We start from the raw sequence: 20673 nt of genomic DNA, 5'->3' as shown, positions 1-20673 counted from the left end.
GTTACGTATCCGGCGACAGCACGACTTCGTCTCCGGCGGCGAGGCCGAACGCTTCGTCCCCACGGCCCTGGTTGACGGCAAGTTCGACGTTGCCGTGACTGCCCACGGTGGCCAGACGGTCGCCCGGGTCGACGGCCGCGTACGTCCGACGTGCCGGGACCGACTCGTCGTTTACCGTGACCCGAGTGCCGAAGTGGTCGGTCAGGGCGTTCCCGGGGACGTTCGTGATCGCGTTGCCGAAGCCGTCGACGACCAACACCTCGCCGCTCGCCGCGTCCGCGGTGACGCTGGGGGCCGGGAACGCGAGGTCGACGACCTCGTCGGTCGCTTCGAAGCCGTCCAGGCCGTCGAACGATTCGACGCCCGCCTCGTGGACCGTCGCGGCCGCGGGCGCGAAGACGTCCCGTCCGTGGAACGTCGCACTCGCGGGGTCATCTACCGCGATAGTGAACGCCTCGAACGATTCGTCCGGGCCCAGTTCTCGGGCGACCGGGACCAGGACGCCGTTGTCGGGGCCGACGAGAGCGTGGTCGCCGCTCCGAACCACGAGGGCGTCGCGGTCCGTGCCGACGCCGGGGTCGACGACGACGAGGTGGACGGCGGGCGGAAAGTGCGGGAGGACTTCCCGGAGCCAGAACGCGCTCGCTCGAACGTCCTGTCGGGGGAAATCGTGGGCAACGTCCACGAGGCGGGCGTCGCTCTCCTGGAGGATGACGCCTTTCATCGCGGCGGGATACGGCGTCCCGAAGTCGGAACTGAGCGTGATCATTCCGTGGGGGCGTCGTCGACGCTGTTGACGCGCTGGATGCGTTCGACGCCGTCGACCTCGTGGATGACGTCGACGACGGCGTCCGGAACGTACGGCTCCCAGGCGTCGCCGGCGATCATCCGTTCGCGAATCTCGCTGCCCTTGAGCTCCTCCCGGTTGAACATCTTCGACTGTCTGACCTCGACGCCGGCCTCCTCGAAGAGCTGGATGACGAGCGGGTTGTTCGAGTAGGCGACGTCGAACCGTGGGGACATGCTCTGGACGTGGCTCACCCAGACAGAGTTGCGGTTCAGGTCCTCGATGGGCACGACGTAGGACGTGAGATCGAGCGCCTCCAGCGCTTTCGTAATCATCATCACGCGCTCGCCGGCCGTGAACGGGTCGCGCGCAGTGTGTGAGTCGCCCGCGCTGCCGATCCCGACGACGACTTCGTCTACTTCTTCGGCGATCTGTTCGACGAGCGCGTGGTGGCCGCTGTGATACGGTTGGAAGCGGCCGATGTAGAACCCCCGAGTCATACTGGATAGTAAACGAGCAGTTTCATAAAGGCGACGAGTTGACACCGACCTGCCAGTCGATCGTCGGGCCGCTGTCTTGCGGTTCTCTGGCCACTTCTGGTCCCTGGAGGGGAGAAAGTATATCAGTCGACAGCCCTTCGGTTTTGGCAACAGCAACGGTTCTATGAGCAACGATACGGACACTGACGACGACCCCCAGGACGGGGTGAGTGACTCCACCGAGGACGTCGCCGACGACGTCGACGACCACGCCTCTGAGCTGGTCGACGACACTGGCGACGAGACAGACGAGGAGGCGGGCGTCCCCGCGGACGACCGTGGAACGCTCGACGATCTCGGTAGTGACGTCGAGATCGAGGCCGAGGTCAACGAGGAGGTCGCCGAAGAGGACCTCCTGGGCGGGCTCGAGGTCGAGTCCACCAAGGACATCAAGGTCCCCGACCGTCTGGTCGATCAGGTGATCGGCCAGGATCACGCCCGGGACATCGTCAAGAAGGCGGCAAAGCAGCGCCGCCACGTGATGATGATCGGTTCGCCCGGGACCGGGAAGTCCATGCTGGCCAAAGCGATGAGCCAGCTCCTCCCGAAAGAGGAGCTGCAAGACGTTCTCGTCTATCACAACCCCGACGACGGCAACGAGCCGAAAGTGCGGACGGTCCCCGCCGGCAAAGGTGACCAGATCGTCGACGCCCACAAGGAGGAAGCCCGCAAGCGCAACCAGATGCGCAGTTTCCTGATGTGGATCATCATCGCGATCGTCATCGGGTACGCCCTGTTGATCGTCCAGCAACCGCTGCTGGGCATCCTGGCGGCCGGCGTCATCTACCTCGCGTTCCGCTACGGTTCGCGGGGCAACGACGCGATGATCCCGAACCTGCTCGTCAACAACGCCGAGCAGAAGACCGCTCCGTTCGAGGACGCCACCGGCGCCCACGCCGGTGCGCTGCTGGGCGACGTTCGCCACGACCCGTTCCAGTCCGGTGGGATGGAGACGCCGAGCCACGACCGCGTCGAGCCCGGCGCGATCCACAAGGCCAACAAGGGCGTCCTGTTCGTCGACGAGATCAACACCCTGGACATCCGCTCACAGCAGAAGCTGATGACGGCCATCCAGGAAGGGAAGTTCTCCATCACGGGCCAGTCCGAGCGCTCCTCGGGCGCGATGGTCCAGACCGAACCCGTCCCCTGTGACTTCATCTTCATCGCGGCCGGGAACCTGGACGCGATGGAGAACATGCACCCCGCGCTCCGCTCCCGCATCAAGGGGTACGGGTACGAGGTGTACATGGACGACACCATCGAGGACGAACCCGAGATGCGCCGGAAGTACGCCCGGTTCGTCGCCCAGGAAGTCGAGAAAGACGGCCGCCTCCCGCACTTCACCGAGGAGGCCGTCGAAGAGGTCATCCTCGAAGCCCGGCGCCGCGCCGGCCGGAAGGGTCACCTCACCCTCAAACTGCGTGACCTGGGCGGGCTCGTCCGCGTCGCTGGCGACATCGCCCGCGCCGAGGACAAGCAGTTCACCGACCGCGAGGACGTGCTGCAGGCAAAGCGCCGCTCGCGCTCCATCGAGCAGCAACTCGCGGACAACTACATCGAGCGCCGGAAGGACTACGAACTCACCGTCGCCCAGGGCGACGTCGTGGGTCGAGTCAACGGCCTGGCGGTCATGGGCGAGGACTCCGGTATCGTCCTGCCCGTGATGGCCGAGGTCACGCCCTCTCAGGGGCCGGGCGAGGTCATCGCCACCGGCCAGCTGAAGGAGATGGCCCAGGAAGCAGTCCAGAACGTCTCCGCCATCATCAAGAAGTTCTCCGACGAGGACATCACCGAACGGGACGTGCACATCCAGTTCGTCCAGGCCGGTGAGGGCGGCGTCGACGGCGACTCCGCCTCCATCACCGTCGCGACGGCCGTCATCTCCGCGCTGGAGGACGTGCCCGTCGAACAGAACATCGCCATGACCGGTTCGCTGTCGGTCCGCGGCGACGTGCTGCCCGTCGGCGGTGTGACTCACAAGATCGAGGCGGCCGCGAAGGCCGGCCTCGACAAGGTCATCATCCCGAAGGCCAACGAGCAGGACGTCATGATCGAAGAGGAGTACGAGGAGATGATCGAGATCATCCCCGTCTCCCACATCAGCGAAGTGCTGGAGGTCTCCCTCTCGGGCGAACCGGAGAAGGACTCGCTGGTCGATCGCCTCAAGAACATCACCGGCTCGGCGCTGGAGCGCCAGGTCGGCGCGGGCAGCGGCAGCCCGAGCCCGCAGTAACCCGTGTCGGAGTGGACGACGTCCGCGCTTCGCGTCGCGGACGCGGGCTCGTCCGCCCCCGACTGGGCGACGTTCGTCGGCTTGACGGGCGTCGTTCTCACCCTTTTACTCGCGCTCGCTCGACTCTCCCAGTCTGCCGTCCGCGACGACGTCGACCCGCCGGGTCGACTGGCGTCGGTCGCCGACGAGGACTCGTTCGAGTGTCCCCTCGATACCGACGCCGAGTACACGCTCTCCGAGCCGGTGGTCACGGGCGACGCCGAGGGCCACCACGTCTCGGCCGGCGCTGACGGCGGGACGCAGGCCGCTCCCGTCGGCGCCGACGAGCGCAGTCTCTCGACGGGGGCGCTGCTGGTCAACGTCGCGTTCACCCAGGGACTGTTCGGTGGTCTTCTGCTCGCGGCGGCCTGGTACACGGAGATTCCGGCGTGGGCGTTCGGCATCACCGGCGAACAGATGAGTACTGGCCTGCCCGCGCTACTCGTCGGGACCGCCCTCGGCGTGGGGCTGTACGTCGCCAACGAACTCGGCGCGGCCAGCGCGGACGCCATGGGCGTCGAGTACGACGAGCGGCTCCGGAGCATGCTCGCGCCGGACACGGCGCTGGGCTGGCTGACGCTGTTCGGACTCGTCTTGCCGATCATCGCCGGGGTCGAGGAGTTCATCTTCCGGGCGGCGATCATCGGCGCGACGACGGCTGGCTTTGGCACCTCACCGTGGGTGCTGGCGGTCGTCTCCTCGCTCGCGTTCGCACTCGGGCATGGCGCTCAGGGCCGACTGGGAATCGTCGTCACCGGCGGCCTCGGATTCGTGCTCGCCGGGGCGTTCATCGTCACCGGGAGTTTCCTGGTCGTGTTCGTCGCTCACTACCTCGTGAACGCCCTGGAGTTCGCCGTCCACGAACTGCTGGGGATCGACTGGGCGAGGACGGACTGACCAGTCACGGTTCGGTCCGGTTGTTGCTCAGTAGCGATCGCCAATGTCGCACGATCGGTTTCCTCCCTGTCTGTCATCCGTGTTGAACGACGTGCGAGATCACAGGATGCGTGCAGCGTAGAATCCGTTTTTCGCTGAATATGTCCCGACTGAAAACCTTATTACACTGACCTCACAATCACAAATATGACTTATGATACCGTCGTTTTCGACAACGACGGTGTCCTCGTCGGTCGAACGCGCTTCGACGTCCTTCGGGAGGCTACTGAAGAGACGTTCGCGCAGTTCGGTGTGACCGATCCGGACCCCGACCACGTCGAGGATATGACCATTGGAGCAACGCCCAGCGAGGTCGCCACCGTCAGTGACGTCTACGATTTCGAACCGGAGCAGTTCTGGCGCACTCGTGATCGGACGGTGTCCGTGGCACAGCAGGAAGAAGCTCGCGCCGGCCGGAAAACCCCGTACGGGGATCTCGACTCGCTCGCCGACCTCGACGTCCCGATGGGGATCGTGAGTTCGAACCAGCAGGAGACGGTCGATTTCCTCCTGGATCACTTCGAGATCTCGGGTCTGTTCGACACTGCGTACGGTCGTGAGGCGACCATCGAAAGCCTCACCCTTCGAAAGCCGAATCCCCACTACCTCGAGCGTGCGCTGGCCGACCTCGATGCGGAGTCTGCACTGTACGTCGGCGACAACGAGTCTGACATCAGGGCTGCCGAGAACGCCGGTATCGACTCGGCATTCATTCGTCGTCCACACCGCAGCGACTGGGATCTCAATGTGTGGCCCACCTGGGACATCGACTCCCTCGACGACCTCCACGACATCTGTAGCGCCTGAGGACAGACGCAAAACCTCGTGTTCCTCGTTCTGGTTTTGCGACTAATGCGAACGAGCCTTCCGCCCGTGAGCAGAGAGTGGTTCCCGCAACGAGCGCCGAAGTCGCGAGTGAGGTTCACTCCAGTTTGCGACGCTCGTCTGGCGCAGTTCTCAGTCTCCGTTTTCAACGGTGAGTAACGAACGTCTTTAGCCCGCTGGCCGTCAGGCACGGATATGGACGTTCACGCTGCGGTCACGAGTCGGCGCACGCGAGTCGGGTTTCTGGTGCTCGCGCTGCTCGCGTACGCCGGACTCATGGGGTACGGGGCGATCGCTGGAAGCGCGGCCGCGTTCGCACTTGCGCAGGTCCTCGTCGGCGCGGTACTGCTCGTCGCCGTCGGGTTCGCCGTCGCCGTCACGGGGACGGGTACGGAACTGCTCAGAGTTGCGGCGGCGGGCTACCTGCTCGCCGGACTGGCGATCGGGTACAGCGGGCTCGCGGCGCTGCGCGTCGTGCCGTCGTTCGAACTGCTGGAGCCAGCGGGCGACGTGGCGCTGTTGATCGCGCTCGGGGCGTATCTCTACCAGCGGGAAGTCGCCGGCAGAGACAACTCGTCTCCGGAGCGATCGTCCGAGTGAACCGCGGCGTCAGTCGCCGAGCAGTCTTCTGAGGCCGTCGCAGAGTTCGTCGACCTGCGCTGGCGACAGGCTCGCTTCGATCGCGTCCGGTCGGTCGTCGGACGCGGCTTCGAGTTTCACTATCGGATCGCCCCCACGGTCGGCCCCAACGAGGACGAGCACGTCCGTCTCTGTGGGACCTGACTCGTCGGTCACTGCACCGCTCGCCTGTTCGACGACTTTCAGAGAGGGCATACGCCTAATTGACGAACGAGTAACAAATAGCCACGGGGTGGTCAGAGGCCTTCCACGGACCGGAGCTTCTGGGCGACGTCGGCCGGCGCGGCGCTCGGCCCGTCGCGAACGCGGTGGTCCGGGATGAGGAGCGGGGTCGGGTTCGCCTGGAGCGCCTCCCGGACGAGCCGTCGGTCTCCGTCGTCTTCGGGGTCGAGTCCGGCCGCCATCTGGGCGATCTTCTCGACGCCGATCTGTGACCCGTAGGGGATGCCGCGGACCGTCTCTAACACGTTCCGCTGGTCGGTCGGAACCGTCAGTGCGACCGTGATGTCGGTGAAGTCCTCTTCGACGCCCTCCAGGTAGGCGTCGATGCGGTCGAGGAGTTCGTGTTCCTCGTCGGCGTCTCCGTCGGGCGCGTCCGGAAAGGAGACGGAGATGACGCGACCCTGGGCGATGCCGAGTTGGACGTAGCGGTCGAGAAAGGGGACCTCGCGCGCGTAGATGCCGGCGGTGTCGTCCATACCGATGAGTCCGTCGATGCGGCCTTTATGGTTTCGGCGGGTTACAGTCGAACGGCCGTCGTACCGCTCAGCGATTCCGGAACGACGAGCTGGACCGTCGAAGCCGTCCCGGACGCAGTCGTGATGCGAATCGACGCCGTCTCTCCTTCCGCGAGCCCGCCCTTGCCCTCGCGAATGGTCGCGGGTGCGCGTCCCGACGTGTCGTACGCGCCAGCGATCTGGTTGCCGTCAGCCGGCTCCGCAGCGCCGATGTCGATCACGATCATGACCCGGTCGTCGCTACTGGTTATCGTCGGCGTCGCCTCGCCGGAGAGCGAGTCGTCTTCGTCCGTGAGCGCCTCGTGTGCGAACGCGCCGTCGGCGCGCTCGTCGTAGACTGCTTCGTGAACGACGTCGTAGGCGCCGGTGTCGTCGACCCACTGAAACGTCATGCCGGTCAGGTCGATGTCTTCGGCACCCGGTGCCTTCGTTGCGATCAGCATCACGCCGCCGACTTCCCTTGCGCCGTCCGCGGCCGTCTTCACCCCCCTGGCCTGGAGCACCTGCAGTTGCTTCATCACTCGTTCGCCCCGCTGTTCGCCGACGCTCTCGTGGTCCTCGTTCTCGTCACTCTCCGTTTCGTCGTCGGTGTCCGTTTCCTCCTCTACGACGTCCTCGTCGTCCTCTCGGCCGAGTGTGAGCGCGTTGCATCCTGCGATCCCCAGTGTCGTCGCTGCCAGTGCCGTCCGGAGTACGGTGCGCCGACGTGCCATGTCTGGGAAGTATCAGTTAGAAATATATTACTGTCGGTGTGACCGAACTGCAGAACTCCCGTGGGTGACCGACCCGCACCAGCCGGCGGCTTCGGGAACGGTCAGCGTCGTCTCCTTGTCGGTCGGTGAGACAGATCGGTCCCGGTGGTGGCTCTTCCTGTCGGCTCGGCCGCGTGACGCAAGTCTTATGTGCAAATCAGTCAGTTAATGTACATCAATGGACGCTAGTGAGGAAGTCGCACCAGCGGTACAGTCGATTCTGTCGGCTGCGCGGGAGCGCGGTGGCGGCGACGAGCGCGTCGCAGTCGACGCGGAGTCGCTGCCTGCGGCGTTCGCAGACGCCGAAGCCGACGGTCGCGTGCCGGTCATCGCGGAAGTCAAACCGACGAGTCCGACGACCGAGGGCGAACGGACCGACGACCCGGTCGCGCTCGCCGAACAGATGGTCGAGGGCGGCGCGGCGGCGCTGTCCGTGCTGACCGAACCCGAGCACTTCGGTGGTTCGCCGGAGAACCTGACGAAGATCCGAGAAGCCGTGGACGTGCCCGTGCTCCGGAAGGACTTCGTCCTGCGCGAGGAACAGCTCGACACCGTCGAAGCGGACGTCGTCCTGCTGATCGCGCGCTTCGTCGGCGACGACCTGGCGGACCTGCTCGCCGCTGCACGCGACCGCGGCTTTCAGGTGCTCGTCGAGGTTCACGACCGCGACGAACTGACCCGCGCGCTCGACGCCGGCGCGGCCGTCGTCGGCGTGAACAACCGCGACCTCACGAAACTGGAGGTCGATCTCGCGACGTTCGAGGAGGTCGCGCCCGCGGTGCCCGAGGACGTGACGCTGATCGCCGAGAGCGGCATCTCGACGCCCGACGACGTGGTTCGCATGCGCGAGGCGGGCGCCGACGGCCTGCTCGTCGGGAGCGCGATCATGGACGGGTCAGTGCGAGAGAATACGGAAAGCCTGACACGCGCGGGGTCCCAGGTGGAAGACACATGAGTGACGCGCACGCGGGGAAGTTCGGGCGGTACGGCGGTCAGTACGTGCCCGAGGCGTTGATGCCGGCGATCGAGGAGCTGACAGACGCCTACGAGCGATACGTGCTGGAAAACGAGGACGGCTTCATGAACGAGTTCCAGGACCGTCTTCGGGACTTCGGTGGTCGAACCACGCCGCTGCAGTACGCCGAGCAACTCTCGGATCGGTACGACACCGACGTGTACCTCAAGCGCGAGGACCTGGTTCACGGCGGCGCACACAAGCTGAACAACGCGCTCGGGCAGGTGCTGCTCGCGAAGTACATGGGCAAAGAGCGCATCATCGCTGAGACCGGGGCCGGCCAGCACGGCACCGCGACGGCGATGGCGGCCGCCCACCTCGACATGCCCTGCGAGATCTACATGGGCAAGACCGACATCAACCGGCAGCGGCCCAACGTGTTCCGGATGCGCCTCAACGGCGCGGAGGTCAATCCCGTCACCGTCGGCCGCGGCACGCTCAAAGAGGCCATCAGCGAGACGATGCGCGACTGGGCGACGACCGTCGAGGACACCCACTACGTCATCGGTTCCGTCGTCGGCCCTGACCCGTTCCCCCGGATGGTCCGTGACTTCCAGTCGGTGATTTCCGAGGAGGCCCGTCAGCAGATACAGGACCGGGCTGGCCGACTGCCGGATTCGGTCGTCGCCTGCGCGGGCGGCGGCTCGAACACCATGGGCGCGTTCGCGAACTTCGTGGACGACGAGGAAACGGACCTCATCGCCGTCGAAGCTGGCGGTTCCTCGCTCTCGGTGGACGAGGAGCAAGGCGTCGCGCCAAACTCGGCGACGCTGTCGACCGGGAACGAGGGCGTCCTCCACGGTGCGCGGACGAAACTCCTGCAGGACTCGGACGGCCAGATCATGGAGTCTCACAGCGTCTCGGCGGGACTTGACTACGCCGGCGTCGGGCCGGAACTCGCCCACCTCGTCGACGAGGGCCGCGTCACGCCCGCGAACGTCGACGACGCCGCTGCACTGGAGGCGTTCCACCGCCTCTCCCAGGACGAGGGCATCATCCCGGCGCTGGAGACGGCCCACGCCTTCGGCTACCTCCACGAGCACCCCGACGAGGTCGGCGACGTGACCATCGTGAACGTCTCCGGCCGCGGCGACAAGGACCTCGAAACCGTCATCGAGGAGACCGAACAGCGCGATCTGGACGTGGACGTCGATATGTCGGTATTCGAGGGGGCGGCCCCTCGGGCCGCCGAAAAGTCGAGCGGCGATGAGCCGCGAGACGAGGGGGCGATGTAGATGGCCGAGAACGAGCAGCTTCAGGCGGTCTTCGAGCGGGACGAACCGGCCTTCATCCCCTATCTCGCGGCGGGCGACCCGAACTACGAGGCCTCCAAGGAGTACGTCGAGGCGCTGGCCCGCGGCGGCGCGGACGTCATCGAACTCGGCCTGCCCTTTTCCGAACCCATCGCGGAGGGGCCGACGATCCAGAACGCCATCGTTCGCGCGCTGGAGAGCGGGATGACGCCCGACCGCTTTTTCGAGTTCGTCGAGGACCTCGATGTGGGCGTCCCCCTCGTCTGTATGACCTACTACAACCTCATCTACCAGTACGGATCGGAGGAGGGACCGCGGCCGTTCGTCGAGAAGGCTGCCGAGGTCGGACTGACGGGGTTCGTCGTCCCCGATCTCCCGGCCGAAGAGTCCGGGCCACTGCGAGCGGCCTGTGACGAGTTCGGCCTGGACCTCGTCTTCATCGTCGCGCCGACGACTCGGGGCGACCGCCTCGAACGCATGCAGGAACAGGTGTCCGGGTACGTCTACGTGCAGGCACGCCTCGGCACGACGGGCGCGCGTGACGACGTGAGCGATCAGACCGACGAGAGCCTGGCGCGGATCGACGACTGGGACGTGCCCAAGGCCGTCGGCTTCGGGATCAAAGAAGGCGACCACGCGGCGCGGATCGTCCGGGCGGGGGCGGACGGCATCATCGTCGGCTCGGCACTCGTCGACATCGTCGCCGAGGGGACGGCGAACGACGAGCCCGTCGCGGACGTGGCCGACCGACTCGAAGCGAAGGCGCGGGAACTCAAAGACGGTGCGCTGCGCGGCGCCAGCGAGCCCGCAGAAGCTGACGGGGCCTGAGCCCGGTCACCGGATCCAGGTGACGAAGATCGTTCGCGCGAGGCCGATCGCGTACCCGAGCTGGGGTTTCTTCGTTTCGCCTTCCTGGCGCTGAGTGATCGTGACCGGAATTTCGAGGATCCGGAGCTGGTTCTTCCGGGCTTCGATGAGCATCTCGGGGGCGCTGAAGCGTTCTTCGACGAGGGTCATGTCGTCGAGCCGCGAGCCGCGGATCGCCCGGAACCCGTTGGTGCAGTCGGTGATGTCGGTATCGGCGATGAGGTTAATGAGCGCCGTGAACACGCGAATGCCGGCGCCACGGACGGCGCTGTTGTTCGACTGGTCGGTCCCGAGATACCGCGAGCCGACGACGTAGTCGGCCTCGCCGCCGATGATCGGCGAGACGAGGTCGTCGAGTTGGTCGATCGGGTGTTGACCGTCGGCGTCGATCGTCACGACGACGTCGGCGCCGTTCCGTCGGGCGATCTCGAAGCCGGTTTTCAGTGCGCCGCCCTGCCCCTGGTTGATCGGGTGCTCGACGACCGTTGCGCCGGCAGCCTCGGCTCGCTGCGCGGTCGCGTCGGCGGAGCCGTCGGACACGACGAGCGGCTCGATCGCGTGGTCGCAGACCGTCGCTGGGAGCGATTCGACGACGTCACCGACGTTCTCTGCTTCGTTGTACGCCGGAATGACGACGGTGATCGTCGGTTCGTTCGCGTCGGCTTCGGTCGGCGCCTGTTCGAGCGTGAGATTCCGGGTGAGTCTGGTGAGCGCCATCGCCTGATCGCGCGTTCGCCCGAGCGTATACAGGAACAGCGCGGCCAGGGCGACGTTCGCGATCAGCGCGATCACCAGCGGCCGACGCTCGATGTGGAGCACCGTGCCGAGGGCCGCGAACAGGTCCGGGACCACGGCGACGAGCAAGATCCCGATCGACAGCGCCGTCGCCAGTCCGAACTCGGTCTTCGAGAACCCCGTTCGATAGCGCTTGAAACCCCACAGGAACGTCAGCACCGACAGCGCCACGAGCACGCCCGTGAGCGTCGTGCTGTCGAGTCCCGTCGCCTGCAACGTCCACCCGGTGAGCTGCATTCAGGCCATCGGTTTCAAGACAACAACTATATGCGTTGTGCCTTCTCCCCAGTCACAACTACCGACTGTCTCGCCAGCCCGCGAACCGCACTCGCTGGGCGGTGACACTCCTCTGTAAGACACATGACCTCGCCACAGGCCGTCCTCTCCGTCGATTTCGAGTCGTTCGCCCAGACCCCGGCCTACCGGAACGCAGCGGGGTCCCACCCCGACAGCCAGGACCTCGGAAGTGACGTCGTCGGGCGACTGCTCGACCGGTTCGACGCTCACGACGCCGATACGACGTTTTTCGTCGTCGCAGACCTCGCGGAGCGCCACCCCGACCGGGTTCGGCGCGTCGCCGACGCCGGCCACGAGATCGCTTCCCACACGCAGACTCATCCCCACCTCACGGACCTCTCGGCGGGCGAGCGCCGCGAGGAACTCGAAACCTCGCGCAAAACGCTCGAAGAGGTCACCGGCGCGACGGTCTCGGGATTCCGTGCGCCGTCGTTCGACGTTCCCGACGGGCACTTCGCGGAACTCGCCGCCGCCGGCTACAGCTACGATTCCAGCGTCGTCTCCTGTCGGTCGATCCCTGGCTGGTACGGCGGCGAGTGGTCGGTCCACCGGCCCTGTCGGGCCAGCGACGTCGTCGCGGGTGCCCCGGACGCGATCGGCGAGCTACCGGTGGCCGTCATGCCGGGGCTGGGGCTGCCGCTGACCGGGACGTGGTTGCGGTTCTTCGGCGTCCACTACACGCTTTTGGGCATGCGACTGCTCGCGCGCCGAGGAATCACGCCCGTCCTCTACGTCCACCCCTGGGAGTTCTGTGACCTGCCAGCCATCGAGGGGGTGCCGCGACGGATCTATTTCCGGTCGGGCGAGTGGATGTGGCGGGCGCTCGACCGCCTGCTTTCGGCCGACTTCGCGTTCGTCACCGCGCAGTCGGTCGTCGAGGGGACCGCCGAGTCGCCGAAGTCGAAGGACTATTGAGACCCACGGCGAACCCTGGAGACGTGAGCCGAACGTTCGTCGTCGGGCTGGACGGAGCGAGCTGGCGGTTGCTCGATCCCTGGATCGAGGACGGCACGCTGCCGAACCTGGCCGAGCTCCGCGAGCGCGGGACGTGGGCCGAGAGTCAGAGCTGTCTCCCCCCGGTGACGTTTCCCAACTGGAAGTGTTACTCGTCGGGGAAGGACCCGGGCGGGTTCGGCGTCTTCTGGTTCGAGTCCGTCGACCTCGCCGAGGAACGGATCGACGTCGTCGACAGCAGCGACTTTCACACCGCCGAACTCTGGGACTACCTCGGCGACGAAGGACGGGACGTGGGGGTCGTCAACATGCCGACGATGTACCCGCCCCGGGAGATCGACGGGTTCGTCGTCTCCGGCGGCCCGGGGGCCGTGGAGGGCGAGTACCGCTCGCTCGATTCGGGCTACACCTGGCCGCCCGACCTGGAAGCGGAACTCGAAGACCGCTTCGACTACCGCGTCCACCCGGACCCGCTCCTCTCCTCGAACGACGAGCGCGGCGCGGAAGTCGACGCCATCGTCGACCTGTTCGACACCAGGTTCGAGGCCGCGCTCTCGCTGTTCGAGGAGCGCGACCTGGACTTCGTCCACCTGACGCTGTTCTATCTCAACGTGTTGCACCACTTCTTCTGGGACGAGGAGCCGACCCGTCGCGGCTGGCAGTGCGTCGACAAGTGGCTCGGCCGCATTCAGGACCTAGAGGACACGAATCTCGTGCTCATGTCCGACCACGGGAGCGCCGCGACGACGACGGAATTCTACGTCAACGAGTGGCTGGCCGAGAACGGCTACCAGACCCGGGAGCGAACCGTCGAGGACTACCTCCGGCCGCTCGGCCTCACGCGCGAGAACGCCCTCGGGGTCGCCAAACGTCTCGGCGTCGTCGACCTCCTCGCCGAGACGATCCCCGAGCGCCTCCAGCAACTCGTTCCCCAGCAGGCCGGCCTCAAACGCGGACGGAAACTCGAAGCGCTCGACCTCGACCGGACGAAAGCCGTCGCGAGTTCGCAGGGACCGATCTACCTCAATCCCGACTTCGATACCGACGCAGTCCGGGAGGAACTGATCGCCGACCTCGAGTCGGCGACCGACGAGCACGGGCCGGTCTTCACGGGTGTCCACCGCGGCGAGGACGTGTACGCCGGCCCGTTCGTCGATGAGGGTCCCGAGGTGGTCGTCGACCAGCGCCCGGGCGTCCACGTCAACGACGGCATCGGCGGCGGCGAGGTGACGACTGCGCCCGACCGCTGGGCCGCCGAGAACACCCGGAGCGGGATGTTCCTGGCCACCGGCCCCGACTTCGAGTCCCAGGGCGAGATCGATCGCATCTCGATCACCGACATCGCCCCGACGCTGCTGGCCGCCGCCGGGTGTGACGTGCCGACCGACATGCACGGCGACGTGCTGCCGATCCTCGCGGGCGACCGCGACTGGGAGGAGCGTGACCCGATCACCATCGACGAGGCCGTCGGGCGGGAGACCGCCGACGCGGTGTCGGATCGCCTCCAGCAACTCGGCTACATGGAGTAATCCGTCACTCGTCAGTTAACAGCCCGGCGAGGTCGACTCTGGCGGCGGGGAGCCAGCCCAGCAGCGCGGGGAGATAGACCCCGAGCGACCGGTCGAGCAGAATGACCACCACTGCAGTTTCTTCCGGGACGCCGAGCGCGACGAACACGAGCGTCGCCGACACTTCGGTGATCCCCACGCCGCCAGGTGTGATGGGGAGGATCGTGACGCTGTAGGCCACCACCAGCGCGAACGGGACGACCCACAGCGGCGCGACCGTCCCACCGACGGCAGTGAGCAACAGGATCGTTCGGAGTCCGGGAACGACGACTATCGTTCCGGACCACGCGATTGCGTACGGGACGACGGCGGAGGGGCGACCGGTCACGGCCCGAAAGAGGCTCGCCGACTCCGTCGTGAACGACGGCGCTGCGGAGAGGAGGCCAGCGATGCGGTCACCGACGACCGGCAGTCGGCCTATCACCGACTCCAGCCGGCCGATGGGACCCGTCGTCCGTTCGAGGTTCCGGCCGGTGAGGAGGATCAGGGTGCCCGCGACGAGATAGACCGCGATGGACGGGACCAGGACGACCAGCAGGGCGTGTGGGAGAGCACCCGCGATCAGTGCGAGGCCCGCGGCCGCGACCGTCCCGTAGAGGAATCCATACAGACCGGTATTGAGGCCGGCGATCGTGGCGGCTTCCGTCCACGAGAGCGACGTGTAGTAGCGCAACACTACCGGCGCGACTGAGTGCCCAGCTGCCTTCGAAGGTATGACGTGATTGATGAACTTGATGACGAGGTCGACGCGCGCGACGGTTCCGAACGACGTGTGCCAGCGCTCGCGGAGCAGCGCGTACCACATGCCGAACCGGGACGCGAACTCCGCGGCGGTCAGGCCGCCGATGGCCGCGAGAACGAGCGGGTCGAGCGAGAGCAGGGCTCGCCCGGCGCTCCGGAGATCGAATTCGTGAGCGAGCCACGCCAGCGCGCCCAGGGCGAGGAGGTACTGTCCGATCCGAACGGCGGTCGCTCGTTTTCCGTCGGCCATTCAGGCTGTCCCTCGCATCGGTTCGGTGGCGGCTTTGGTAAGCGAATCGGTAAGACTATCGGAATCCGGGCGGCGTCGGTATCGAAGTTATTGTATGTGAGTACGCGAAACCGCCGTCCAAGACCTGTATGCGGGACATCGTTCTCGTCACTGCCGACTCGGTTCGGCGCGACTTCGTCGACGCGATGCCGTTCGTCAGCGACCACGACGTGTTGACCGGCGTGGCGGCTGGCCACTACACGCGGCCGAGCCTGGCGACCCTCCAGTCCTCGCGACTCCGTGCGTCCGTCGAGTCGAAAGCCCTCCGACCGACGCTCGCGGACGTGCTCGCGGACGCCGGCTATACGACGATCGGGCTCGTGCCGACCGCCCAGGCCGATCCCACGTTCGACTTCGACGCCGGCTTCGACCACTACGACAACTACATGACCGGCGGCGGGGACAACCCGGCCCGGAACCGGCGCAGCCGCTTCCGCGAGTATCTCGGCTCCTTCGACATCGTCAGGCAGGTGTACCGCCGCCTGTATCCGATGGAGGCGAACATGGCGGACCTGCCCGACGACGGCACCGTCGTCGACGAGGCGATCGAGCGGTTCAACGCCGCCGAGTCGCCGCGATTCCTGTGGATCCACCAGATGGGAAGCCACCGTCCGTACGGCACCGGCGACGAGGCCATTCCCAAGCCGCTCGACCGGAAAGCCGAGGCCGCAGGCGGGCGTCACTGGTTCGGTTCTTCGGAGGTCACCGAGCGCGAGCGCGAGCGCATCACGGACGCGTATCGCGACGCGCTCGGCCGCGTCGACGACCGGACGCGACGCTTGCTCGCCGAGATCGACGCCGACGACCCGGTCTTCGCCTTCACCGCCGACCACGGCGAGGAGTTCGGCGAGGACGGCTACTACTACCACCAGGGGTACCGCCGCCGGGTCGCCGACACGCTCGTTCGCGTCCCGGTCGTTCTGCGCGGCGTCGAACCGGTCGGCGACCGCTGTAGCCTGCTGGACCTCGCGCCCACGCTCGCGGGCGCGGTCGACGTCGACGCGCCCGAGGAGTGGCAGGGCAACGACCTCCGGACGACGACGACTGACGAAGCGCTCACCGTCGCACCGTGGCACGACACCGCGACCGTCGCCTGGCAGGACTTCGAGCGCAAGCTCGTTGCCCGCGACGCCGACGTGACCATGACCGAGGGCGATCAGTCCGCGTCCGTCGAGAGCGCGGACGTCTCCGACGACGTGCAGAAACAGCTCCGAGACCTCGGCTACACGGACGCAGGATGATGGGACCGAACCTCCTGTTCGTCTGCGTCGACTGCCTGCGCGAGGATTTCGTGGGGTCCGAGCACGCCGACACGCCGTTTCTCGACGGTCTCGTCGACGACGGGATCGCGTACACGGACATGTACGCGACCGCGACGACGACCACGCCCTGCGTGGCGAGCCTCATGACCGGGCGCTACTCCGAGCACAACGGCGTGTACTCGCTCGAAGAGGCCAAACTCGACGAGTCGGTGCCCACGCTGGCCGAACACCTCTCGGCGGCTGGCTACGAGACGACGGCGCTCGTCACCGGCCCGCTCGTCGCCGACACGGATCTCGACCGCGGGTTCGACACCTACGCGTACCGGGACCGCCGCGAGGAACTCGTCGGCGACTGGTTCGACGACGCCGTGGCGCACCTCGACGGCCTCGACGACCCGTTCTTCTGTTACCTCCACCTCTGGGAGATTCACGACCCGGTGCGCGTTCCCGACGAATACGACGACCCGGAATACGGGCAGTATCCGTACGCCCGCACGCTCTCGGCGCTGGATCGGTCCCTCGAACGCCTCTGTGATCGGCTGCCCGAGGACACGATCGTGGCGCTCCACGGCGACCACGGGGAAGCGATCGCCTACCGCGACAGCTCCCTCCATTGGGTTACGAAACTCTTCCGAACCGGACTGCGGTACGGCCTGGGCGTGGACACGCGACCGCTCGAACGCCGTCTCAAGCGTCGGTTCGACCGCGAGCCGCCGATCCCCGACCACTTCATGGAAGACGGACACGGTGAGAACGTCTTCGACTTCACGTCGAACGTCCCCTTCGTGCTCGCGGGTCCCGGCGTCGACGCCGCGACCGTCGACGCGCAGGTCAGACAGATCGACGTCATGCCGACGCTGCTGGACCTGCTGGACGTGGACCCCGAAGCGTCGGTCGACGGTGAGTCGCTCCTCCCGCCCGGGCGGGTCGAAGACCGGGACGCGTACGTCCGCGCCTGCGGGAAGTCGCTCCTGCGCGAGGCGAACTGGCAGCGAGCGATCCGACGTGGCGGATACAAGTACGTCGAGTATCCCAACCGCGAGTGGGACGACGAACTGTACGACCTGGACGCGGATCCGCTGGAACTCGATCCGATCGAGGACGACCGGATCGCGACCCGGCTCCGGGCACGACTGCCCGAGGAAGGCGAACGAGACGGCGAGAAGCTAGAGATCGACGGCCTGCTCAAAGACCTCGGCTACAAGTGATCACTCCGAGGTGCCGCTTGACGTGGACTTCTCACACGCGCCGCTCCGTTCGAGGACGATCGTGTACTGATCGACGCCCATGTCCTGTGGGTCGCCGTACTGGATGGTTCGAGGCTGCACGCCGACGCGCAGCAGTCGCCACCACGGGTCCCGCGGTGGCTTCCCGTCAAGGAACCGGGGGCGCCGACCGAATTTCCCGGCAGTTTCGTAGGGGTACTCGTCCTCATCGAGGAGGTCGCGCACGTACTCTTTGCCGGTCGGGTCCGAGAGGGACCCGGCGCGCATGCCGTAGCTCTCGGGTGCGAGGAACAGCAGCGAGCGGTGATAGTTGAGCACGACGTAGTCGGGACACCTGGAGGTGAGAGCGGGCAACTCCTCCGGGACGGGCGGCTTGACGACCGTGCGGTCGTGAGGCACTGCTGCGTCCTGCGGGTCCCTGGCGTAGGTTTCGATGGTTGCGTTCGGCGGCGCGTGGTTGTCCAGCCACTGGGTCGCCTGGTCACGGCCCTGCGCCGCGTAGCCTAGGTCGCCGCCGATCGCGTAGGCACCCGTCGAGACGAGCAGTAGACCGACGAGCACCGTCGCAACTCTCGGCCGGCGGTCCTGCAGGCGCCGACTCCCGACGGCGACCAGCAGCGCGAGCAACGGGAAGGTGAGCAGCAGGTGGTGCGTGCGGACGTACGCCCACCGGGAATACACGAGGAGCGTCACTCCCAGCGCGATCAGCGACAATCGGCTGAGATCGCCGACGCGGGAGGACTCGCGGGCCCAGGCGAGGCTCCCCAGTACGCCGCCGACCGACGCGACCGCGAAGGGGAGTCCGAGCCCGTTGAGATAGCCGCGGACGAGCCACCACCAGCTCGGCTGGACGAGCCAGCCGTGCGGGTCGCCTTTCGAGGCGACGCCGCGGCTGAGACGGCCCCCGATGTACTCGGGTGCGAAGACGAGCAGCTGGGGGTAGCTGAGACCGATGGTGACGGCGCCGATGGCGGCCCCCGTCACGAGAAACCGCGGCTGGACGAGCGTTTCGCGCCACGACGCGTCGGTCTGGCGGGCGTGCGATAGGTACGCCACGCCGAGCACCAGCGCGCTGACGCCCGCGTTGAACTTGAGCCCGGTCGCGAATCCCCCGAAGAGACAGCCCCAGAAGAACGTTCGGCGCGAACCGGTCTCGACGTACTCGACCGCGAGGTACACCGCGAGCAGGAAGAAAAACAGCGCTGGGACGTCCTCGCCGGCCTCGTGCGCCAGGACGAGCAGACCCCAGGTCAGGCTCAACAGGAGCGCCGCGAGGCGCCCGGTCGCGCGGTCGCGGACCGTCGTCCCGAGCCGGTAGATCACGTAGACGGAGCCGACGGCGAACAGGACGTTGACGACTCGTGCGGCCAGGACCGTCGCCGTCCAGACCCAGCCCGGAACGGCCTGCCAGTCGCCCCAGAGGTCGCCGATGGCGTAGTTGCCCATCTCGACGAGAACCGACGAGTCGCCGGTGCCGATCAGGAACGCGACGATCGGCACGAACACGAGGCCGTAGAGGTAGAACGTGCCGCCGTAGCTGCGCCAGTAGGTGACGCCGTCCCGTATCGACTCGATTCGGAAGTCTTCGAGCAGGAAGCCGACGGGCTGGATCGGGTCGAGGACCCGCCACCGCTCGTCGCGCGTCGCGAAGTTCGGGAGGCGGTGCCAGAGCCAGAAGCCCGCCAGCACCGCGGCGAACAGGAGGAGGTAACGGAGCTGGGGGTCGGCCCGCAGGTCGTCGAGCACCTGCGACTTCGCTCGATCGACGGGGGCCCAGAGCGATCGGAGCACGTAGGACAGTCCTGTGAGCGGTATGAAAAACGCTACGAGATGGGCGGACGTCTGGTCCGGCGCGGTCGCCGAACCCGGGCCGGGACCGGAACGCACATAACCGTTACTTGCTACAGGATTTCATACCATGAGTACCGGGAAAGCTGCACGCCTGGACCGGATCGGGACAGAGGGACGGTATCTCGTCGTCCCGATGGACCACGGCATCACACTGGGGGCTGTCAAGGGCCTCAAGGACATCGAATCGACGATCGACGCGATCACGCGGGGCGGCGCTGATTCTATTCTGACCCAGAAGGGCATCGCGGGTCGCGTTCACGGCAACAAAAACGACGCGGGGTACATCGTCCACCTCAACGGCTCGACGGCCATCGGCCCGGACGAGAACGACAAGCGCATGACTGGCACCGTCGAGGACGCCATCCGCGTCGGTGCCGACGCCGTCTCTTTCCACATCAACGTCGGCTCCACGTACGAACCCAAGCAGATCGAAGACCTCGCCGAGGTGACGACCGAGGCCGACCGCTACGGGATGCCCGTCCTGGCGATGGCCTACGCGCGCGGGCCGGACATCGACCCGGACGACCCCGACTACAACGAGGCTGCCGGTCACGCCGTCCGCCTGGCCGAGGAACTCGGTGCGGACGTCGTCAAGACCGGCTACACCGGCGACGCAGAGACCTTCCAGCACGTCGTCGAGTCGACGAGCCTGCCGGTCGTCATCGCCGGCGGTAGCAAAGGAACGGACCAGGAGACCCTGGAGATGGTCCGCGGCGCGATGGACGCGGGTGCGGCCGGCGTCTCGATGGGTCGCTCGATCTTCCAGCACGACGATCCCGAAGCGATCACCCAGGGCGTCGCAGCTGTCATCCACGACGACGCCTCCGCTGAGGAGGCTGCTCGTGAGGCCGGTCTCGCCGTCGAGGCCTGAGACTCCCGTCCTCCACGGACGGCCCTGCGGCCGTCTGACGGCCCTGCCTGGGCAGGGAAGGAGAACGTCGTAAGCGAGCGGTAGTTATCCTGCGAAGACGCTTTTACCGCTGAGACTGCCGTGTGATACCATGGCACTCTCGCCACCCGGGACGGCCGGGACGCGTGTCCAGGCGCAGACGAGTCGAGCGACCGGCG

20 protein-coding genes are annotated in these 20673 nt (G+C 66.8%); 12 read left to right on the top strand and 8 right to left on the bottom strand.

Going from position 1 to position 20673, the window contains the following annotated elements:
- Position 1: 1 nt before the first annotated feature.
- Positions 2-769, bottom strand: coding sequence for an SAM hydrolase/SAM-dependent halogenase family protein (locus MU553_RS03820; RefSeq protein WP_247375805.1), 768 nt, complete (start codon positions 767-769; stop codon positions 2-4).
- Positions 766-1287: a nicotinamide-nucleotide adenylyltransferase gene (locus MU553_RS03815; RefSeq protein WP_247375803.1), complete on the bottom strand. Its 522-nt coding sequence runs from the start codon at positions 1285-1287 to the stop codon at positions 766-768. The genes MU553_RS03820 and MU553_RS03815 overlap by 4 nt, the downstream gene beginning before the upstream one ends.
- Before the next feature lie 163 nt (positions 1288-1450).
- Here MU553_RS03815 and lonB point away from each other — a divergent pair, with 163 nt between their 5' ends.
- The 4 genes from lonB to MU553_RS03795 all read left to right on the top strand — a co-directional run bounded on the left by lonB (position 1451) and on the right by MU553_RS03795 (position 5959).
- Positions 1451-3559 carry an ATP-dependent protease LonB gene (gene lonB / locus MU553_RS03810; RefSeq protein WP_247375801.1) on the top strand — a complete coding sequence of 703 codons (2109 nt, stop codon included), beginning with the start codon at positions 1451-1453 and terminating at the stop codon, positions 3557-3559.
- A gap of 3 nt (positions 3560-3562) precedes the next feature.
- Positions 3563-4495: a CPBP family intramembrane glutamic endopeptidase gene (locus MU553_RS03805; protein ID WP_247375799.1), complete on the top strand. Its 933-nt coding sequence runs from the start codon at positions 3563-3565 to the stop codon at positions 4493-4495.
- 186 nt (positions 4496-4681) lie between these two features.
- On the top strand, positions 4682-5341 hold the full coding sequence (locus MU553_RS03800) for an HAD family hydrolase (RefSeq protein WP_247375797.1): 660 nt from the start codon (positions 4682-4684) through the stop codon (positions 5339-5341).
- A 213-nt stretch (positions 5342-5554) separates the two neighbouring features.
- Positions 5555-5959 carry a hypothetical protein gene (locus MU553_RS03795; protein WP_247375795.1) on the top strand — a complete coding sequence of 135 codons (405 nt, stop codon included), beginning with the start codon at positions 5555-5557 and terminating at the stop codon, positions 5957-5959.
- A gap of 9 nt (positions 5960-5968) precedes the next feature.
- On the opposite strand, the gene MU553_RS03790 is transcribed toward MU553_RS03795, so the two are convergent.
- From MU553_RS03790 to MU553_RS03780, 3 genes are read right to left on the bottom strand one after another with little or no spacing between them, the layout of a single operon-like run.
- Positions 5969-6193 carry a hypothetical protein gene (locus MU553_RS03790; protein WP_247375793.1) on the bottom strand — a complete coding sequence of 75 codons (225 nt, stop codon included), beginning with the start codon at positions 6191-6193 and terminating at the stop codon, positions 5969-5971.
- 41 nt (positions 6194-6234) lie between these two features.
- On the bottom strand, positions 6235-6696 hold the full coding sequence (locus tag MU553_RS03785; RefSeq protein WP_247375791.1) for an MGMT family protein: 462 nt from the start codon (positions 6694-6696) through the stop codon (positions 6235-6237).
- A gap of 41 nt (positions 6697-6737) precedes the next feature.
- Complete coding sequence (locus MU553_RS03780; RefSeq protein ID WP_247375789.1) at positions 6738-7448, bottom strand: hypothetical protein; 711 nt, start codon at positions 7446-7448, stop codon at positions 6738-6740.
- Between the two features lie 217 nt (positions 7449-7665).
- Between MU553_RS03780 and trpC the strand changes: the two genes are divergently transcribed.
- The 3 genes from trpC to trpA are packed head-to-tail and all read left to right on the top strand — an operon-like array spanning position 7666 to position 10583.
- A complete protein-coding gene (gene trpC, locus MU553_RS03775) occupies positions 7666-8442 on the top strand; it encodes an indole-3-glycerol phosphate synthase (protein ID WP_247375787.1) in 777 nt (258 codons plus the stop codon).
- Complete coding sequence (gene trpB, locus MU553_RS03770; RefSeq protein WP_247375785.1) at positions 8439-9737, top strand: tryptophan synthase subunit beta; 1299 nt, start codon at positions 8439-8441, stop codon at positions 9735-9737. Before trpC ends, trpB begins: the two co-directional genes overlap by 4 nt.
- Complete coding sequence (gene trpA, locus MU553_RS03765; protein WP_247375783.1) at positions 9738-10583, top strand: tryptophan synthase subunit alpha; 846 nt, start codon at positions 9738-9740, stop codon at positions 10581-10583.
- Between the two features lie 6 nt (positions 10584-10589).
- Here the strand turns inward: trpA and MU553_RS03760 are convergent, their stop codons facing one another.
- The gene (locus MU553_RS03760; protein WP_247375781.1) at positions 10590-11654 is read right to left on the bottom strand and encodes a glycosyltransferase family 2 protein; all 1065 of its coding nucleotides are present in this window, start codon (positions 11652-11654) and stop codon (positions 10590-10592) included.
- Positions 11655-11777: 123 nt separating this feature from the next.
- Here MU553_RS03760 and MU553_RS03755 point away from each other — a divergent pair, with 123 nt between their 5' ends.
- Positions 11778-12629, top strand: coding sequence for a polysaccharide deacetylase family protein (locus tag MU553_RS03755; RefSeq protein WP_247375780.1), 852 nt, complete (start codon positions 11778-11780; stop codon positions 12627-12629).
- A 23-nt stretch (positions 12630-12652) separates the two neighbouring features.
- Positions 12653-14197, top strand: a complete 1545-nt coding sequence (locus MU553_RS03750) for an alkaline phosphatase family protein (RefSeq protein ID WP_247375778.1) — start codon at positions 12653-12655, stop codon at positions 14195-14197.
- Between the two features lie 4 nt (positions 14198-14201).
- On the opposite strand, the gene MU553_RS03745 is transcribed toward MU553_RS03750, so the two are convergent.
- Positions 14202-15227 carry a lysylphosphatidylglycerol synthase transmembrane domain-containing protein gene (locus tag MU553_RS03745; protein ID WP_247375776.1) on the bottom strand — a complete coding sequence of 342 codons (1026 nt, stop codon included), beginning with the start codon at positions 15225-15227 and terminating at the stop codon, positions 14202-14204.
- A gap of 128 nt (positions 15228-15355) precedes the next feature.
- Between MU553_RS03745 and MU553_RS03740 the strand changes: the two genes are divergently transcribed.
- Positions 15356-16507 carry a sulfatase-like hydrolase/transferase gene (locus tag MU553_RS03740; RefSeq protein ID WP_247375774.1) on the top strand — a complete coding sequence of 384 codons (1152 nt, stop codon included), beginning with the start codon at positions 15356-15358 and terminating at the stop codon, positions 16505-16507.
- On the top strand, positions 16507-17736 hold the full coding sequence (locus MU553_RS03735; protein WP_247375772.1) for a sulfatase family protein: 1230 nt from the start codon (positions 16507-16509) through the stop codon (positions 17734-17736). The genes MU553_RS03740 and MU553_RS03735 overlap by 1 nt, the downstream gene beginning before the upstream one ends.
- Here MU553_RS03735 and MU553_RS03730 read toward each other — a convergent pair whose 3' ends face one another.
- Positions 17737-19545, bottom strand: a complete 1809-nt coding sequence (locus tag MU553_RS03730) for an ArnT family glycosyltransferase (protein WP_247375771.1) — start codon at positions 19543-19545, stop codon at positions 17737-17739.
- 127 nt (positions 19546-19672) lie between these two features.
- Here MU553_RS03730 and MU553_RS03725 point away from each other — a divergent pair, with 127 nt between their 5' ends.
- Positions 19673-20476, top strand: coding sequence for a 2-amino-3,7-dideoxy-D-threo-hept-6-ulosonate synthase (locus MU553_RS03725; RefSeq protein ID WP_247375769.1), 804 nt, complete (start codon positions 19673-19675; stop codon positions 20474-20476).
- The last annotated feature ends 197 nt before the right edge of the window (positions 20477-20673 follow it).

Source organism: Halorientalis brevis, from assembly GCF_023077655.1.
Note: the sequence above shows the minus strand (reverse complement) of the source record. Positions and strands in the feature narration are given on the sequence as shown.

What these genes read in the sequence shown, in the direction of transcription:
- MU553_RS03820 (WP_247375805.1), bottom strand. Translation starts at nt 769, where the DNA reads ATGATCACGCTCAGTTCCGACTTCGGGACGCCGTATCCCGCCGCGATG.
- MU553_RS03815 (WP_247375803.1), bottom strand. Translation starts at nt 1,287, where the DNA reads ATGACTCGGGGGTTCTACATCGGCCGCTTCCAACCGTATCACAGCGGC.
- lonB (WP_247375801.1), top strand. Translation starts at nt 1,451, where the DNA reads ATGAGCAACGATACGGACACTGACGACGACCCCCAGGACGGGGTGAGT.
- MU553_RS03800 (WP_247375797.1), top strand. Translation starts at nt 4,682, where the DNA reads ATGACTTATGATACCGTCGTTTTCGACAACGACGGTGTCCTCGTCGGT.
- MU553_RS03795 (WP_247375795.1), top strand. Translation starts at nt 5,555, where the DNA reads ATGGACGTTCACGCTGCGGTCACGAGTCGGCGCACGCGAGTCGGGTTT.
- MU553_RS03790 (WP_247375793.1), bottom strand. Translation starts at nt 6,193, where the DNA reads ATGCCCTCTCTGAAAGTCGTCGAACAGGCGAGCGGTGCAGTGACCGAC.
- MU553_RS03785 (WP_247375791.1), bottom strand. Translation starts at nt 6,696, where the DNA reads ATGGACGACACCGCCGGCATCTACGCGCGCGAGGTCCCCTTTCTCGAC.
- MU553_RS03780 (WP_247375789.1), bottom strand. Translation starts at nt 7,448, where the DNA reads ATGGCACGTCGGCGCACCGTACTCCGGACGGCACTGGCAGCGACGACA.
- trpC (WP_247375787.1), top strand. Translation starts at nt 7,666, where the DNA reads ATGGACGCTAGTGAGGAAGTCGCACCAGCGGTACAGTCGATTCTGTCG.
- trpB (WP_247375785.1), top strand. Translation starts at nt 8,439, where the DNA reads ATGAGTGACGCGCACGCGGGGAAGTTCGGGCGGTACGGCGGTCAGTAC.
- trpA (WP_247375783.1), top strand. Translation starts at nt 9,738, where the DNA reads ATGGCCGAGAACGAGCAGCTTCAGGCGGTCTTCGAGCGGGACGAACCG.
- MU553_RS03760 (WP_247375781.1), bottom strand. Translation starts at nt 11,654, where the DNA reads ATGCAGCTCACCGGGTGGACGTTGCAGGCGACGGGACTCGACAGCACG.
- MU553_RS03755 (WP_247375780.1), top strand. Translation starts at nt 11,778, where the DNA reads ATGACCTCGCCACAGGCCGTCCTCTCCGTCGATTTCGAGTCGTTCGCC.
- MU553_RS03745 (WP_247375776.1), bottom strand. Translation starts at nt 15,227, where the DNA reads ATGGCCGACGGAAAACGAGCGACCGCCGTTCGGATCGGACAGTACCTC.
- MU553_RS03740 (WP_247375774.1), top strand. Translation starts at nt 15,356, where the DNA reads ATGCGGGACATCGTTCTCGTCACTGCCGACTCGGTTCGGCGCGACTTC.
- MU553_RS03735 (WP_247375772.1), top strand. Translation starts at nt 16,507, where the DNA reads ATGGGACCGAACCTCCTGTTCGTCTGCGTCGACTGCCTGCGCGAGGAT.
- MU553_RS03725 (WP_247375769.1), top strand. Translation starts at nt 19,673, where the DNA reads ATGAGTACCGGGAAAGCTGCACGCCTGGACCGGATCGGGACAGAGGGA.